The sequence below is a fragment of the Thermotoga sp. 2812B genome (genome assembly GCF_000789335.1).
Lineage (GTDB): Bacteria > Thermotogota > Thermotogae > Thermotogales > Thermotogaceae > Thermotoga > Thermotoga maritima.
This window is the reverse complement of record NZ_CP003408.1, coordinates 1,621,719-1,636,388: the sequence shown is the minus strand read 5'-3', so window position 1 is coordinate 1,636,388 and position 14,670 is coordinate 1,621,719. Positions and strand designations below refer to the sequence as shown.

Sequence of the window (14,670 nt, the reverse complement as noted above, 5' to 3'; positions counted from 1 at the left end):
GAATAAGTTTCAATTTCCGAATTATTTTCCCACAAACCAGACGGTTTTCTCTTTGCCTCTCACGAAGTAAGCGGGAAGTGGTGTATCTTTTAAGATCTCCGTTAGTCTGTTTATCTTTTCTTTTCCCCTGATGAGAAAGAGCACGTACAGTGATGTGTTCAGTGCACGAAACGTCAGGGTGACTCTGGGAACCTTAGGGTCACCGGAAGGATCTGTGAAAGTCACAAGGTTGTCTTTATTTCCCGTTTCCAAGTCGAATATGGACGCGACATGGCCATCGGGACCCATTCCAAGAATAGCGAGGTCGAACTGGTCAGTAGCTGATCTTATTTCCCTCTCATATTTCTCGCAGGCTTTTTCAATAGGAAGAGAAGTGTCAACGTAGTGAACATTACCGGAAGGGATCTTTGCTCTGCTGAAAAGAACCTCGTTTATGTTCCTGAAATTGCTTTGATCTGAGTCGAGGGGCACGTACCGCTCGTCGCTCAAAAAGAAGTGGATGCGATTCCATGGGAACTTCTGTTCTGCCAGTTTCTCATAAACGGGAAGTGGGGTTCTCCCGCCGGCGAGAACGACGAAGATCTTATCCTTTTCCTCGAGAAGTTTTTCCATCTTTGTGCGAATTTTCTCGACTACAAAATCAACGTACCCATCTTCGAGCAGGTATATCACAGTTTTCTCCATTTTCTACCGTCCCTTTCTATGAGTAGATCGGCTTCTCTCGGTCCCCACGTTCCCGCCGGATACACATAAGGTGAAAAGCGAACGGGATCGTTTTCCCAGGCTTTGAGAACGGGATCGAGAAGTTCCCAGGAAACTTCGAGGTCGTCTCTTCTCATGAAAAGTGTAGGATCTCCAAGTATCACGTCCAGAAGGAGTCTTTCGTAAGCGTCGGGCAGTTTCACTCCAAAGTAATCCTCGTATCTGAAGTCCATACTGAGAAGCTGTGGAAACATGCCGGGACAGGGCCTTTTCACCTGAAACTCAAGAGAGATTCCCTCGTTTGGCTGCAAGGTGAAAACTATCGTGTTCGGCTCCAGTTCATCAGAAGGTACACCGGCAAAGATCGAATGAGGAATCTTCTTGAAAACAACAGCAACCTCGGTTATTTTCTTGGGGAGTCTCTTCCCGGACCTCAGATAGAAGGGTACACCGCTCCATCTCCAGTTGTCTATGAAGAGTTTCATGGCAACGAAGGTTTCCACGTTGGAGTCTTTGGCCACACCCGGTTCCTCTCTGTAAGCCGGCACTTCTTTTCCGTTCACAACCCCTCTTCCATACTGGCCTCTGACGATCCAGCTTTCCAGTTCCTCCACAGGGAACGGTCTGATCGATCTGAGAAGCTTCACCCGCTCGTTTCTGAAATTCTCTCCATTGAAAGAAGAAGGAGGTTCCATGGCGATCAGTGCGAGGATCTGAAGCATGTGGTTCTGGAAGATATCCCTGAGGAGTCCCACGTTTTCGAAGTATCCTGCCCTGTGTTCAACACCTATGTCTTCGGCCATCGTGATCTGAACGTGATCCACGAACTTGTTGTTCCAGATTTCCTCGAATATGAAGTTGGCAAACCTGAACACCAGTATGTTCTGAACGGTTTCTTTTCCAAGGTAATGATCGATTCTGAAAATCTGATCTTCCTGGAAGTATTTCTGAAGAGTGTCTTCCAGTCTTCTGGCCGATTCCAGGTCTTTCCCGAACGGTTTTTCGATCACAACGCGCGCAGGTTTTTCGTTCAATCCAGTTTTCGAGAGGTTTTCCAGAATAGGGATGTAAAGATCCGGAGGAACAGCGAGATAGAAGACCAGATTGCTGGAATCGATCCTTTTTATGAGAGTCTCGATGGTGTTTTTCAACTGTTTGAAGCTCTCAGGATCCTGATAATCCACGCTGATGTAACTGCTATGTTCCAAAAAATCAGGGTTGGCATCGAATCTGGATCTGAATTTCTCATGGTCCATTTTCGTTCGTGCCGCACCGAGAACGAAAAAGCGTTCGGGCAGAATACCTGCCTCGAACAACCTGTTCAAAGCGGGAATGAGCTTTCTTTTTGTGAGGTCACCAGAAGCACCGAAGATCACAATTCCGAAAGGTTGTTCGATCTTTGGAAAACACCGGAGGGTATCATCTGGACATTTCTCCAACCCCAGCCTGCACTTCATGATCTCACCTGCCTTTCTGGATTTTTACCACGAAATGAGGAATAACTAATTTCCTTTATGTTAAAATCTTCTAAAAAGGGGGGATGTTCATGAAACAGCTCAGACGATCCAAAAAGAACAGGATCATAGCGGGTGTTTGTGGTGGCTTAGCAGAGTACTTCGGGGTCGATCCGACCCTTGTAAGATTGATCTGGGTTCTCATCACACTCGCGTGGGGAGCGGGTCTTCTGCTCTACATCATCGCCTGGTTGATCATGCCTGAAGAAGAGGGAGAAACAGAGAGCGAAGAAAAACCATCTCAGAACGCAGAAGGATTGAAAGTACTAGTCGGTGGTCTTCTCATCTTCCTGGGAATCGTCTTTCTCGTGTCCGCTTTCTTTCCGATCTTCTTTGGTGTGGCATGGAAGGTGATTCTTGCCGTTTTGTTAGTGATTTTTGGTGTGCTCCTTCTTTTGAGGAGAGATGAAAAATGAAGATAATATTCGGTATTTTTCTCATTTTCATTGGAGTTCTGTTTCTTGTGACGATTTTTCTGGATGTTTTCTCTATTTCATTCTTCACAAGGATATTCCACAATCTTGGCCTCTTCTGGCCGCTGATACTGATAACTTTCGGTATTTATTTTATCTATCTATCTGTGAGGAAAAGATGGTTGTACTTTCTGAGTGTGGGTGTGTTTTCTGCTTTTCTGATAATACTTCTTGTGTGGCCATACGAATCTGTTTCAGCACCTGGGAAATATCAAGTTTTCACCGGTGTAAATAGGATTTCATTCAAGAGTGGGGGATTCACCGTCAGGTTCATCGAAGGTGAAGAACTCAGCGTGTCCGCGTCCAGCGGAATAGAGGTATCAAAAGTTGGTTCAAATCTGATCGTGAAGGGTTCTCTCTGGAGAAAACTCGGCCCAAAGATAGTGGAGATCGAGTTTCCGAGGGACATTTTCGAACTTTCTTTCGAAGACGGCGCTTTTACGGTGAAGGGTGAATTCGAAGAAAACAGGTTCGCACGAATTGAAACAAAAGATAGCGTTTTGAATATAAGATTCAATTTCCAAAAGATGAACGTTCCGCTTTATTTCGAGGCAGAAGACTGCGTTCTGGAGGTCCTGTTCAGACTACCCGGTGGAGTCTCTTACTTCATCGATAAGAAAGACGGTCTTCTTTTGAAGACCATCGAAGGGAATATAGTCGAATCGGATCTCAATCCTGATCTCTTCTTCAACCTGAAAGACGGTGTCTTTCGTATTCATCTTGAAGGAGGAATGTAGTATGAATGTAGTATGAAAGTGCTCGCCATTAGACACGTCGAGATAGAAGACCTTGGGATGATGGAAGATATCTTCAGGGAGAAGAACTGGAGCTTCGAATATCTGGACACTCCAAAAGGGGAAAAACTTGAAAGGCCTTTTGAAGAGTATTCCCTCGTGGTGCTTCTTGGAGGTTACATGGGGGCCTACGAGGAAGAGAAATTCCCTTTCCTGAAATACGAATTCCAGTTGATAGAAGAGATTCTGAAAAAGGAAATTCCTTTCCTTGGAATCTGTTTGGGTTCTCAGATGCTGGCCAAAGTCCTAGGAGCAGATGTTTACAGGGGAAAAAACGGAGAGGAAATAGGCTGGTTCTTCGTTGAAAAGGTCTACGACGATAGATTCTTCGGGAAATTTCCAGACAAACTGCTGGTGTTCCAGTGGCACGGAGACACTTTCGATCTTCCACACGGAGCAACCAGGGTCTTTACTTCTGAAAAGTATGAAAACCAGGGATTCGTCTATGGAAAGGCTGTGGGGCTTCAGTTCCATATAGAAGTGGGAGCCAGAACCATGAAACGCTGGATAGAGGCATACAAAGATGAACTTGAAAAAAAGAAGATAGATCCCAGGCTTCTCCTTGAAACGGCGGAGAGGGAGGAAAAAGTCCTGAAAGGCCTCTTGAGGTCTCTTTTGGAAAGGATGGTGGAAAGCTGAGGAGGTGTTATTGTGATACCTCCTCACATTCACATCCTCGATTTCAACGGAATTTACGAAGAACAGCGGATCCTAAAATCTCTCGCTGAGTTTGTGTTTTCCAAAAAAATCGAAGGCATCAGGTACATGGTCCTTCCCGAAAAGATCCCTGAAATTGAAAACATCCTTCCTTCACATCCGGGAGTGACGTTTCTGGGCGATGGAGAGTTCCACCACCTCACCTACCTCATCATCAAGAAAATAAAGAGACCTTTCGTGCTGGTTGTTTTCGACAATCACCTCGATGCCAGAGAGGAAGAATTCATCACCTGCGACAGCTGGATCAGAAAAGCCCTGAAGCTGAAACATCTGGTGAAAGTGGTGGTTGTTGGCACTCAGGAACAGGAAAAGATCCACAGAGTGTTTTACTCCGAAACGGATCCACAGAAGATACTTAAACTCCTTGGAAGACATCCGGTGTATCTGAGTATTGACAAAGATGTTCTGGATATCGGAATAACGGGCTGGGAGAGTGGAAGAGTTTCATTGGAAGAGCTTCTCAATGTGCTTCGCCACATTCCCTTGAGAAAGATCCTGGGAGTGGACATCTGTGGTGAACCAGATCCTTCGGAATTCTGGAAGATAAAAGAAAGCGAGAAAGTGAATCTTTCAATCCTCAACGCCCTGTTCTTTGAGAAGCTTCATTATGTACCTGGCAGCGAGCATCTGGAACGGAAGCCAGCTCACGTGACTTGATGGAATCCTTATCCTTTTGGGCTTTCCAAGGTGCTCCCATAGAATGTCTCTTGTGCTCTTCGGAAGTGCCTTATCGAACATCGCTTCCATCATCACGATCCGCGAGGTATCCACGAACTTCGCGTAAGCGAGCGGATCGAGCTTCAAAAGAGGATGTATGTCTGAATTCAGCATCTCCTGAACCCAGGAAAATTCCTTCAGTCTCTCCAAATCGTTTCTGTAGACATCGTAAAAATTTTCTTCATTTGTCATTCCGTGTTCTCCTCCCCTTCCATTTCTCAACTCACGCCTCACAAAGGACAGAGTAGGTGACTTCCAGAACAAGGTGGCAAAGTCACCACCCGCCATCATGACGATCGTCTTTTTGAAATCACGGCTCAGCGCGTTGAGTAAAACAGCGATCATGCCTCCAAGACAGTACCCGAAGAGACAGTTTCTCTCGTGCCACATCTTCTTAACTTTCAAAAATTCCAAAAGACTGAGTAGATCTGTGAGAGCGTGTTCCCAGAACTTGGTCATTTTCTCCAGATCGGAGGAAAAATAATCCTTTCCGCTCACAGAACCGTGTGCTACGCGGGTGAAGTTTCCCGGCAAAACGGGAACTATCGCCTCTATCTTTCTTTTGGAAAGATAGTAAGCCATCCGAAGAAGATACAGAACGTTTCGACTACCGAGTCCCTGGAGTATCATCACCGATCCTACTTTTCTCTTCTTCGGGGAGAAGATGTACACCTCCACAGGATCTGTCCCTTTTTCTGCGTCTGGATAGCTCGATTTGAACTTCAGAATGGAAATTCGGACGTTCTTTGTCCTGTGGATATATCCGAGGGAATAATCGGAAGGCACCCTTACATGTTCGAACACACTTTCACCTCTTCAAAAACGAGACCGTTTCGTAGAGGATCTTCACCGTCAAAGGATCTTTCAGAACGAACTCGAAGCCATGTTTCCCCTTTGGATGAAGCCTCAGCTTTGCCTGCACACCGTTTTCTCTGAGCTTTTTATACATTTTAACAGATGAGATGTAGGGTACAACGTCGTCTTTCATGCCGTGAACCAGCATGGTGGGAGGTGCCTTCGGGTTCACCCAGGTCACAGGGGAGTAGAACACATAATCTTCTTTCTTTCGTACGGGAAGCCCTTTCAACGTCGTTGCAACAGAGAACCTTGCAAAGAGAGAGGGCGTTTCCATGCTCCACAGGTCGAGAAGATCGCAAGGAGCATACCAGGCTACCACGTGGCCATCGAAATCTTTTTTTTCTTCCTTCGAAGATCTCATCGCGTGATACAGAACGAGATGCCCTCCAGCTGAAAGTCCCATGAGATTCAGGTTTTTAAACAAAAGATGCTCCCTGTTTTCGTTCAGAAACGAGATAGCACTCTTCAGATCTTCCAGAATATCTTCGATGTAATGAAAGTAGCCGTATCTGTAGTCAAACGTCGCCACAGCAAAACCGTTCGCGTTGAGGAATCTGTACCAGGAAACGTTGTTGGGTTGTCTCCTGTATCCGGAGATCCATCCCCCACCGTGTGCAAAAAGTACAAGCGGATAACTTTTCCTTTTCACAGATGGGTAATATATGTCCATCTTCAAGCCATTTTTGTATTCGTAAGTGTAAACATTTCCCGTTACCGATTTCTTCAGTTTTAGCGGAAGCCTTCCCAAAACAGCGTTTCTCACCACAGGAAGGGAAAGCAAGAGAAAGAAAAGAAGCCCCAGAAGGGCATTTGAAAATAGTACAACGAAAGAGATTATTATAAAGCTAAACTTGATTATCACCTTAATCATAGTCTCCCCTCTTCAACTCAAGAAGCTGTGCACCACGTAGAAATATATCATGATGCCCGTCACATCGACGATTGTGGTGAGAAGAGGTCCTGCCATGAAGGCCGGGTCAATTCTGAAGATACGAGCTATGAAGGGAAGAAGCGCCCCCATGACGTTCGCGTAAAGGATCAACACGAGCAAGGCCGTTGCTACGGCGAAATTCAGTGTGGGATCAGAAGAGATCAGAAAAGCCCTCAGATAAAGAATTCCTGCGAGGATCAGGCCTAGAGTAGACCCAATCAACGATTCCCTCAGTAAAACCTTCCACCAGTCTTTCAGACTTATCTCGTTCAGTGTGAATCCTCTTATAACGAGTGCTGATATTTGAGCTCCTGTGTTACCAGCCGAACCTATCATAGTGGGAATGAAAGCTGCTATGACCGGTATTGAAGCGAGAAATTTCTCGTAGCTTGATATGATGTTGCCGTTCACACTCTCAAGGAGAAGGAGTACCACAAGCCACGGAGATCTTTTAAGGATGAGCTTCCACGCGGGAGTGTGAAAATATGATGTGTACGTAGCGCTCATTGAAGCCATCTTCTGTATATCCTCCGTTGCTTCTTCTTCGATGACGTCAACGAGATCGTCGAAGGTAATCACACCTATCAGTCTCTCTTCACTGTCAACCACCGGTAGTATGATCAGGTCGTACTTTTTCATGAGTTCCGCTGCAAGTTCCTGGTCATCGATGGCGTGAACAAAAACAGGATCTTTGTTCATGATTTCCGATACCTTCTGATCGGGATCGGCAACGATCAGGTCTCTGAGTTCAACGGTTCCCTTGAGTTTCCTCGTTCTGTCTATCACCATGAGAGAGTAGATATTCTCTTTCTTCTTTCCTTCTCTTCTCACTTTCTCCAAGGCCTCTCTGACGGTCATGTCCTCGAAGAGTTCCACATATTCTGTGGTGGCAAGTCTTGCGGCAGAATCTTCGGGATAATTCAGGATGTAAAGCAGTTCTTCCCTTTCCTGTGGAGGAAGGTACGAAAGGAGTTTTTTCACCACGTTTGCGGGCATCTCTTCGAGCAGTTCTACCCTGTCGTCTGGATCCATCGATTCAAAGATTTCTTTCAGGCGTTCCTCTCTGAAAAGCTTTATGAGTTCCAGCTGGTCATCGGGTTCAAGTTCACTGAACACTTCAGCAGCTTTATCTTTGGGAAGGAGCCTGAAAACAACCACTTTCAGGTCGGGCGGGAGCTTTTCGATCATCTCTTTCACATCGGCGGGATCCTGCTGTTCGAGAACTCTCTTGAGTGTCTTGAAATCTCCTTTTTCGATCAATTCCTGAAGGTCGATCTCTACTTTGATCTTCATTCTCACACCTCCTTAGGCTGCTTTTTTACGGAGGAAGACTGGTGCTTTCCACTTAGTACTCACCTCCCGAAATGTAATCTGCGTAGAACTATTCTAACATTACAACAGAAGAAACACCAGTACAGAAAGAAAAATTTTTCAACAAACACATTACTTCTTCAACGTTAATTTCCGAAAAGAGTATAATCTAAAGTGGGAGGTGGTAACATGAAAGTCACATTCCTGGGACACGCCGTGGTGCTGATAGAGGGAAAGAAAAACATCATCATCGATCCTTTCATTTCAGGAAATCCTGTTTGTCCTGTAAAGCTGGAGGATCTTCCAAAGATCGATTACATACTTGTGACACATGGACATGGTGATCATCTCGGTGATGCTTTGGAAATAGCGAAGAAAAACGATTCCACGGTGATATCCAACTACGAAATCTGTCATTACCTCGGAAAAAAGGGTGTGAAGACCCATGCCATGCACATTGGTGGAAGCTATCTCTTCGACTTTGGAAGGGTGAAGATGACACCTGCCGTTCACGGCTCCGGAATTCTCGATGGTGACAGTATGATCTACGGAGGAAATCCCGGTGGTTTTCTCATCACAACCGAGGGAAAGAAGATATACCATGCAGGAGACACTGGTTTGACCAAGGAAATGGAACTTCTCGCTGAAGAGAACGTGGATGTTGCGTTTCTTCCGATCGGTGGAAATTTCGTCATGGATGTGGAGGACGCCGTGAGGGCGACAGTGATGATAAAACCGAAGAAGGTTGTTCCCATGCACTACGGAACCTGGGAACTCATCTTTGCGGATGTAGAGCTGTTCAAGAAAAAGGTCGAGGAAAAGGGTGTTGAATGTGTGATTCTTGAGCCGGGAGAATCATTAGAATTGTGAGGGGGAAATAGTTTGCAAGTTTTCTTCTACGTTTTCTCGTTCGGATTTCTTGTGTTTGCGCTTTATCTTTTCTGTCATGTGAGAAAGAAGATCGAGTACTACAGACGGCTGGAAAAGAGTTTCGATACCATAGTTGATGGACTTTCAAAACTCGATCCGAATTCACCCGAAGAAGAGTTCTTTCAGAAAATTCTGAATATCGCGATGGAAGTCGTTCCGGAAGCAACAAAAGGAAGTGTCTCCAGGATCACTCCATCTGGGGACTGGATCTTTGTCACCTCGAGGGGACACACTGTAGATTTGTTTGGAAAGAGATTTCCATCCAGATATTTGTTCAGAGCCGGAAAAGATCCAGTAGAAGTGAACTTTCTTGATTATGACAAAGGTCTTCTTCCAGAAGACATGTGGAAATTCTTTGAAAAGACTCTTCGAGGTATAAGAAAGAGCCTTGTTGTGGGTATGTTTTCTGGAGACGAATTTGTGGGAAACATTGCTCTCGACAGCCCGTACCCTGGTTTTTCAGAACTTTCAAAAAAGGTCTTGAAATCACTGGGAAACCTTGCGAACACTTATCTTTTCATGAGGAAAGCACTGGCAAACGAACAGCAACTTCAAAAGATCATGAGCACCATATTCATCCTCTTGCTTCTTTTCAGAAAATCCATCTCCGTTAAAGAATTTCTCAAAGAAGCCCTGCAGAAGATCATAGAGGCGAGTAATGTTTTCACAGGTGGAATCGTATTCGAAAGGAACATCCCCGTGTTTCATACGAATCTGGAGGAGATACCGGAATTCAATTTTGAAGAATCACGAGAAGAAAAAATAGAAAAATTAGAGAAAGAAGGCATCTATTACATTATCTTACATCTGGACGATGGAGATATGCCCTCTTACCATATGGTCTTTCTTTCGAACGAAGACATAACCCCCTCTTTCTTCAGTGTTCTCAATACGTTTGCAGAAGTGGTTTCTCTCTATCTGAGAGAGTACCATCTTCATCAGAAGTATCGTGAACTTGCATTGAAAGATTCTCTAACCGAAGCTTATTCAAGGCACTACTTCAATGAGTGGATATTCTCTCACATGGCGTGGCTCAGGCGAAATCATAAGAAATCCGTTCTGGTGCTCATGGATGTGGACGGTTTGAAAATGATAAACGACACCTACGGACATTTGATGGGCGACAAAGCACTTATTGAATTCGTCAAAGCCCTTAAGAGAACTGTTCGAGAGTCGGATCTTGTTTTCAGATACGGCGGTGATGAGTTTCTCTTGGTACTCGTCGATAGCACCAAAGAGAACGCTGCAAGTGTTTTGAAGAGGGTTGAAGAAAACCTCAAAGATGTAGATTTGCCCTTCAAAATTGAATTTTCCTTTGGTTATGAGGAAATAGACGGTTTTGTGCCGATAGAAAGAGCACTTGCAAGAGCAGACGATCTCCTCTACAAAAACAAGTACGAAAAGAGAGGTGGTTCAAAATGAAAGATGTGAGCGTCGTCTTGAGTGGAGAAGCGGGACAGGGAATCCAGACAGTTGAGAACGTTCTAACACGGGTTTTAAAAGACTCCGGGTTCCACGTGTTTGCTACCAAGGAGTACATGTCAAGGGTGAGAGGAGGAAACAACACCACAGAGATCCGAGTTTCATCGAGAAGGGTTCGTTCCTTCGTGGACAGAATAGACGTGCTCATACCCCTGGGAAAGGGTGCAACGGAAAGGCTGAAAGATCGTATCACAGAAAAAACACTGGTCATCGGTGAAGAAGAGTTCATCAAAGAATCACCCGGAGAAAAACTTGTTGTTCCATTCCTGAACATAGCAAAACAAATTGGAAAGAGTATATACGCGAATTCAGTTGCCATAGGTTTTCTCTCTGGACTGCTCGGTGCCGATGAATCCGCTCTGAAAGACCAGATCACCAGACAGTTCAGCAGTAAAGGTGAAGACATCGTGAACGACAACATCCGCGCTGCGCTGGAAGGATACAAGAAAGGTCTGGAACTCTCCCAGAAAATCGGGTTCGACGTTGAAAAAGACCCATCGATAAAGAATGAGGTTCTTCTGAATGGAGCGGAGGCTGTGGGGCTTGGAGCGATCGCCGGAGGCTGTAATTTTGTCTCCTCCTACCCCATGTCTCCCTCCACTTCCGTACTTGTTTTTCTTTCCCAGCACAAGAACGACTTCGGAATAGTGGTGGAACAGGCAGAAGACGAGATTGCCGCCATGAACATGATCATCGGTGCGTGGTACGCCGGTGCGAGAGGGCTTGTCACCACATCAGGTGGAGGCTTTGCTCTCATGGAAGAAGCACTCAGTCTTGCCGGAATGATAGAATCGCCTACTGTGATCCATCTGGCACAGAGGCCTGGACCCGCGACCGGCCTTCCCACAAGAACAGAGCAGGGAGATCTGAACCTGGCTCTATATGCTGGGCACGGAGATTTCCCAAGGGTCATTTATGCTCCCGGAAACGTGGAAGAAGCTTTTTATCTGACGCAGAAAGCTTTCAACGTTGCCGACAAATACCAGGTGCCTGTTTTCATCTTGACGGATCAGTACCTCGTTGACTCGTACTACAACCTTCCCGGTTTTGATTTGAACGAATTGAAAGTAGAAAAATACTTCATAAAAACAACCAAGGACTATATCAGATACACCATCACCGAAGACGGTATATCTCCAAGAGGACTTCCCGGATACGGCGAGGGCCTTGTGAGAGTCGACAGCGACGAACACGACGAGTTTGGTCACATCACAGAAGATTTCGATACACGTGTGAGGATGGTCAACAAGAGGCTCAGAAAAGGAGAAACTCTGAAAAAAGAAATTGTGAAGCCAAAACTGATCGGTGATGAGGACTACCGCATTCTCCTGGTGGGTTGGGGTTCCACTCTGGAGCCGATAAAGGAAGCGATAGAAGGTCTCGACGGTGTGGCGCTCCTTCATTTTTCTCAAACCTGGCCGCTTGATGAGTCTGTCGCGAAATACTTCGAAAAGGCCGAGAAAGTTGTGGCAGTGGAAGGAAACGCGACAGGGCAGTTCGCGAATCTGATCCGCCAGGTGACAGGTTTCCATATAAAGGACAGAATCCTAAAGTACAATGGTCTTCAGTTTTCCGTCGAAGAGTTGAAAGAGAAAATAGCGGAGGTGTTGTGAATGAGGCTGGATGAATACATAAGCAGGGACATCGCCTGGTGTCCGGGATGTGGAAACTTCGGTATAAGAACCGCTCTTATGAAAGCGCTGGAGGAACTGAACGTCGATCCACAACAGGTGGTCATAGTATCAGGTATAGGACAGGCGGCGAAGATGCCCCAGTACGTTGGAGTTAACATGTTCAACGGGCTTCACGGAAGGGCACTTCCCGCAGCAACGGCGATAAAGGTGGCGAATCCGAACCTTCTTGTGATCGCAGAGAGTGGAGATGGATGTATGTACGGTGAGGGTGGAAACCACTTCATACACACGATCAGAAGAAATCCGGATATCGTGAACATAGTCCACGACAACCAGGTTTACGGTCTCACAAAAGGACAGGCTTCCCCCACGAGTCTGAAAGGCTTCAAAACCCCCGTACAGGTGGACGGTGTGATCCTAGAACCGTTCAATCCTCTGGCTGTTGCCATAGCGCTCGATGCTTCCTTCGTTGCAAGAACTTTCATAGGAGACATAGAGTTCACAAAGGACATACTGAAAGAAGCGATGAAACACAAGGGATACGCTCTTGTAGACATTCTTCAGCCCTGTGTTACCTTCAACAGGCTGAATACGTACGAATGGTACAGAGAAAACACATACTACCTGAAAGACCACGATCCCACAGACAGAGAACTCGCCTTCAAAAGGGCCATTGAAACTGAAAAACTCCCGCTTGGAATATTCTACGTGAACAAGAACAAAGAGACCTTTGAGGAACTCGCAAGAAAAGGGGACAGAACACCTCTTTACGAGTACGAAGTGAATTTTGAAAAACTGAAGGAGTTGATCGAAAGCAAAAAGTCATGAAACTCGCTGTTTACGTCCATGTTCCTTTTTGCAAGAGCAAGTGTGTGTACTGCGATTTTTACTCCATTGTCTCTGAAAAATTCGACGGGTATTTCTCTCATCTTCTGAGAGAGATTGATCTCTACGAAGAAGTACTCAGCGAAAGCGAGATAAAAACCGTCTACTTCGGTGGAGGGACTCCTTCCGTTGTCCCTCCTTCTTTTTTGAAAATGGTTCTGGAGAAACTGGGAAGAGTCTCCAGAGGTTTCACACCAGCTGAAATAACTGTCGAGGTCAACCCGGAGTCTGTTGAAACAGAGAAACTGAAAATCTACAAACAAATCGGAATCAACAGAATCAGTCTTGGTGTTCAGGCCTGCGACGACACTGTGCTGAAGAACGCTGGAAGGCTCTACAACGAGGAAACTCTCAAGAAAAAAGCAAAGATCGTTCTGGAACAGTTCGAAAATGTGAGCTTCGATTTTATCCTTGGACTTCCCGGTGAGACCGACCTCACACTGGAGAAGAACTTTTGCTTCCTTGAAGAATTTTCACCGCAACACGTTTCGATCTATCTTCTCGAGATAGATGAAAGAGCAAAACTCTTCGATCTCATTCAAAAGGGTCTTGTGGAACTCCCCGAAGGAGACGATGTGGAAAGGCGGCACGATCTTTTCGTTGAATTTCTGAAAGAACGGGGATTCGTCAGATATGAGATCTCGAATTTTGCCAGACCAGGGAAGGAATCCCTTCACAACCTCTTCTACTGGAGAAATAAAAACTACCTGGGGCTTGGTGTTTCCGCAGGTGGACACATCGGAAGGCTTCGATACGTGAACGTTTCTGATCTCAAAGAGTACGAGGAAAAAATTACCAGAGGAGAACTACCTTACGAGTACGTACACGAAAACACAGAAGAAGAGGAAGCGCTGGAGACAGTCTTCATGGGTTTGAGGATAAAGGAAGGAGTTGAGTTAAACCGGGTGAAAACTCTCCTTCCTCTGCTAGAAAAGTTACAGAAAAAGTACCCTTGTTATGTGAAGGTGAAAAATGGTAAAATTTTCTTAAGCGAGGATGGCATGAATCTCTCAAAGAAGATACTCTCTGATCTCATCGAATGGTACAGGGAGGGCGGGAGATGACACACATAGTTCACAAAGGACTCGATTTCTTTGTAAAACCACAGAAGGTTTCACTCAATCTGAACATGAAAATTGGAAGTTTGAAAGTTCATCCCGAGGATTTAAAACTCCTGATGAAAAAGGTGCCGGTTTTTATGATGAGTTACTACGACAACAAGGCTTTCATGGAAAGGGAACTCGAGATCTCATCGGCAGATTTTCCAAACGGTGTGGTCTTTTTTTCTTATTATGAACCGGTACCCGCAGAGCTCAACTGGGACGTGGACAAAAAACTCATCTCTCAGCTCACGAAGTACTTTCACCTCTACGACTTGGTTCACTCTATAAATTCTCTCATAGACGAAACAGAAGGTTCTTCACTGCACATCGGTGTTTATGAGGAGTGGCTTGACAGAATAATGGTGAAAGTTCCCAGCGAAAACACGGAAGAGCTCAGAAACATGCTTTCCAGATTCTCTCTTCTCTACACGACAAAGATCCTGTGGAAAATCTTCCGCGGAAACTTCGAGGAACTGAAGAAAAGAACACACGAGATAGCCTACAAACTCTACGAAGTGGCTGGGTTCTGAATTTTCTTCATCACCCTCCCTTGAGGAGTTTGTCCTTTTCAGATTTCCTTTCATTAATCATGTCTGTATTCTGGTTTACAGAAATATTT

15 protein-coding genes are annotated in these 14,670 nt (G+C 45.4%); 10 read left to right on the top strand and 5 right to left on the bottom strand.

What is annotated here, in order from left to right; all coding sequences use genetic code 11:
• Positions 1-21: 21 nt before the first annotated feature.
• Together pgl and zwf are read right to left on the bottom strand one after the other, a co-directional pair.
• Entirely contained in the window at positions 22-684 is a 663-nt protein-coding gene (gene pgl, locus T2812B_RS08410; protein WP_008195599.1) for a 6-phosphogluconolactonase, read from the bottom strand.
• A complete protein-coding gene (gene zwf / locus T2812B_RS08405) occupies positions 669-2,159 on the bottom strand; it encodes a glucose-6-phosphate dehydrogenase (RefSeq protein WP_008195598.1) in 1,491 nt (496 codons plus the stop codon). Before zwf ends, pgl begins: the two co-directional genes overlap by 16 nt.
• A gap of 89 nt (positions 2,160-2,248) precedes the next feature.
• Between zwf and T2812B_RS08400 the strand changes: the two genes are divergently transcribed.
• From T2812B_RS08400 to T2812B_RS08385, 4 genes are read left to right on the top strand one after another with little or no spacing between them, the layout of a single operon-like run.
• On the top strand, positions 2,249-2,632 hold the full coding sequence (locus tag T2812B_RS08400; protein WP_008195596.1) for a PspC domain-containing protein: 384 nt from the start codon (positions 2,249-2,251) through the stop codon (positions 2,630-2,632).
• Positions 2,629-3,426 carry a hypothetical protein gene (locus T2812B_RS08395; RefSeq protein ID WP_008195593.1) on the top strand — a complete coding sequence of 266 codons (798 nt, stop codon included), beginning with the start codon at positions 2,629-2,631 and terminating at the stop codon, positions 3,424-3,426. Before T2812B_RS08400 ends, T2812B_RS08395 begins: the two co-directional genes overlap by 4 nt.
• 12 nt (positions 3,427-3,438) lie before the next feature.
• The gene (locus T2812B_RS08390; protein WP_008195591.1) at positions 3,439-4,122 is read left to right on the top strand and encodes a GMP synthase; all 684 of its coding nucleotides are present in this window, start codon (positions 3,439-3,441) and stop codon (positions 4,120-4,122) included.
• Between the two features lie 12 nt (positions 4,123-4,134).
• Complete coding sequence (locus tag T2812B_RS08385; RefSeq protein ID WP_008195589.1) at positions 4,135-4,857, top strand: arginase family protein; 723 nt, start codon at positions 4,135-4,137, stop codon at positions 4,855-4,857.
• On the opposite strand, the gene T2812B_RS08380 is transcribed toward T2812B_RS08385, so the two are convergent.
• Genes T2812B_RS08380 through mgtE form a run of 3 tightly spaced genes read right to left on the bottom strand, consistent with a single transcriptional unit; the run spans position 4,771 to position 7,999 of the window.
• Positions 4,771-5,721, bottom strand: a complete 951-nt coding sequence (locus tag T2812B_RS08380; RefSeq protein WP_008195587.1) for an alpha/beta hydrolase — start codon at positions 5,719-5,721, stop codon at positions 4,771-4,773. The two genes, T2812B_RS08385 and T2812B_RS08380, sit on opposite strands and share 87 nt — an antisense overlap.
• 4 nt (positions 5,722-5,725) lie before the next feature.
• Positions 5,726-6,646: an alpha/beta hydrolase gene (locus tag T2812B_RS08375; protein WP_008195585.1), complete on the bottom strand. Its 921-nt coding sequence runs from the start codon at positions 6,644-6,646 to the stop codon at positions 5,726-5,728.
• 12 nt (positions 6,647-6,658) lie between these two features.
• Positions 6,659-7,999, bottom strand: coding sequence for a magnesium transporter (gene mgtE, locus T2812B_RS08370; RefSeq protein WP_008195583.1), 1,341 nt, complete (start codon positions 7,997-7,999; stop codon positions 6,659-6,661).
• Between the two features lie 207 nt (positions 8,000-8,206).
• Here mgtE and T2812B_RS08365 point away from each other — a divergent pair, with 207 nt between their 5' ends.
• Genes T2812B_RS08365 through T2812B_RS08340 form a run of 6 tightly spaced genes read left to right on the top strand, consistent with a single transcriptional unit; the run spans position 8,207 to position 14,581 of the window.
• Positions 8,207-8,887, top strand: coding sequence for a metal-dependent hydrolase (locus T2812B_RS08365; RefSeq protein WP_008195581.1), 681 nt, complete (start codon positions 8,207-8,209; stop codon positions 8,885-8,887).
• Between the two features lie 12 nt (positions 8,888-8,899).
• Positions 8,900-10,369, top strand: a complete 1,470-nt coding sequence (locus tag T2812B_RS08360) for a sensor domain-containing diguanylate cyclase (RefSeq protein WP_008195579.1) — start codon at positions 8,900-8,902, stop codon at positions 10,367-10,369.
• Complete coding sequence (locus T2812B_RS08355) at positions 10,366-12,042, top strand: 2-oxoacid:acceptor oxidoreductase subunit alpha (RefSeq protein ID WP_008195577.1); 1,677 nt, start codon at positions 10,366-10,368, stop codon at positions 12,040-12,042. Before T2812B_RS08360 ends, T2812B_RS08355 begins: the two co-directional genes overlap by 4 nt.
• Positions 12,043-12,891, top strand: coding sequence for a thiamine pyrophosphate-dependent enzyme (locus T2812B_RS08350; protein WP_008195574.1), 849 nt, complete (start codon positions 12,043-12,045; stop codon positions 12,889-12,891).
• The gene (hemW, locus tag T2812B_RS08345) at positions 12,888-14,012 is read left to right on the top strand and encodes a radical SAM family heme chaperone HemW (RefSeq protein WP_008195572.1); all 1,125 of its coding nucleotides are present in this window, start codon (positions 12,888-12,890) and stop codon (positions 14,010-14,012) included. Before T2812B_RS08350 ends, hemW begins: the two co-directional genes overlap by 4 nt.
• Positions 14,009-14,581, top strand: coding sequence for a hypothetical protein (locus tag T2812B_RS08340; RefSeq protein ID WP_004080202.1), 573 nt, complete (start codon positions 14,009-14,011; stop codon positions 14,579-14,581). Before hemW ends, T2812B_RS08340 begins: the two co-directional genes overlap by 4 nt.
• The last annotated feature ends 89 nt before the right edge of the window (positions 14,582-14,670 follow it).

Coding starts and splice junctions, on each gene's coding strand:
- T2812B_RS08375 (WP_008195585.1), bottom strand. CDS start 6,646: ATGATTAAGGTGATAATCAAGTTTAGCTTTATAATAATCTCTTTCGTT.
- hemW (WP_008195572.1), top strand. CDS start 12,888: ATGAAACTCGCTGTTTACGTCCATGTTCCTTTTTGCAAGAGCAAGTGT.
- T2812B_RS08340 (WP_004080202.1), top strand. CDS start 14,009: ATGACACACATAGTTCACAAAGGACTCGATTTCTTTGTAAAACCACAG.
- zwf (WP_008195598.1), bottom strand. CDS start 2,159: ATGAAGTGCAGGCTGGGGTTGGAGAAATGTCCAGATGATACCCTCCGG.
- T2812B_RS08400 (WP_008195596.1), top strand. CDS start 2,249: ATGAAACAGCTCAGACGATCCAAAAAGAACAGGATCATAGCGGGTGTT.
- T2812B_RS08365 (WP_008195581.1), top strand. CDS start 8,207: ATGAAAGTCACATTCCTGGGACACGCCGTGGTGCTGATAGAGGGAAAG.
- T2812B_RS08395 (WP_008195593.1), top strand. CDS start 2,629: ATGAAGATAATATTCGGTATTTTTCTCATTTTCATTGGAGTTCTGTTT.
- T2812B_RS08355 (WP_008195577.1), top strand. CDS start 10,366: ATGAAAGATGTGAGCGTCGTCTTGAGTGGAGAAGCGGGACAGGGAATC.
- mgtE (WP_008195583.1), bottom strand. CDS start 7,999: ATGAAGATCAAAGTAGAGATCGACCTTCAGGAATTGATCGAAAAAGGA.
- T2812B_RS08350 (WP_008195574.1), top strand. CDS start 12,043: ATGAGGCTGGATGAATACATAAGCAGGGACATCGCCTGGTGTCCGGGA.
- T2812B_RS08390 (WP_008195591.1), top strand. CDS start 3,439: ATGAAAGTGCTCGCCATTAGACACGTCGAGATAGAAGACCTTGGGATG.
- pgl (WP_008195599.1), bottom strand. CDS start 684: ATGGAGAAAACTGTGATATACCTGCTCGAAGATGGGTACGTTGATTTT.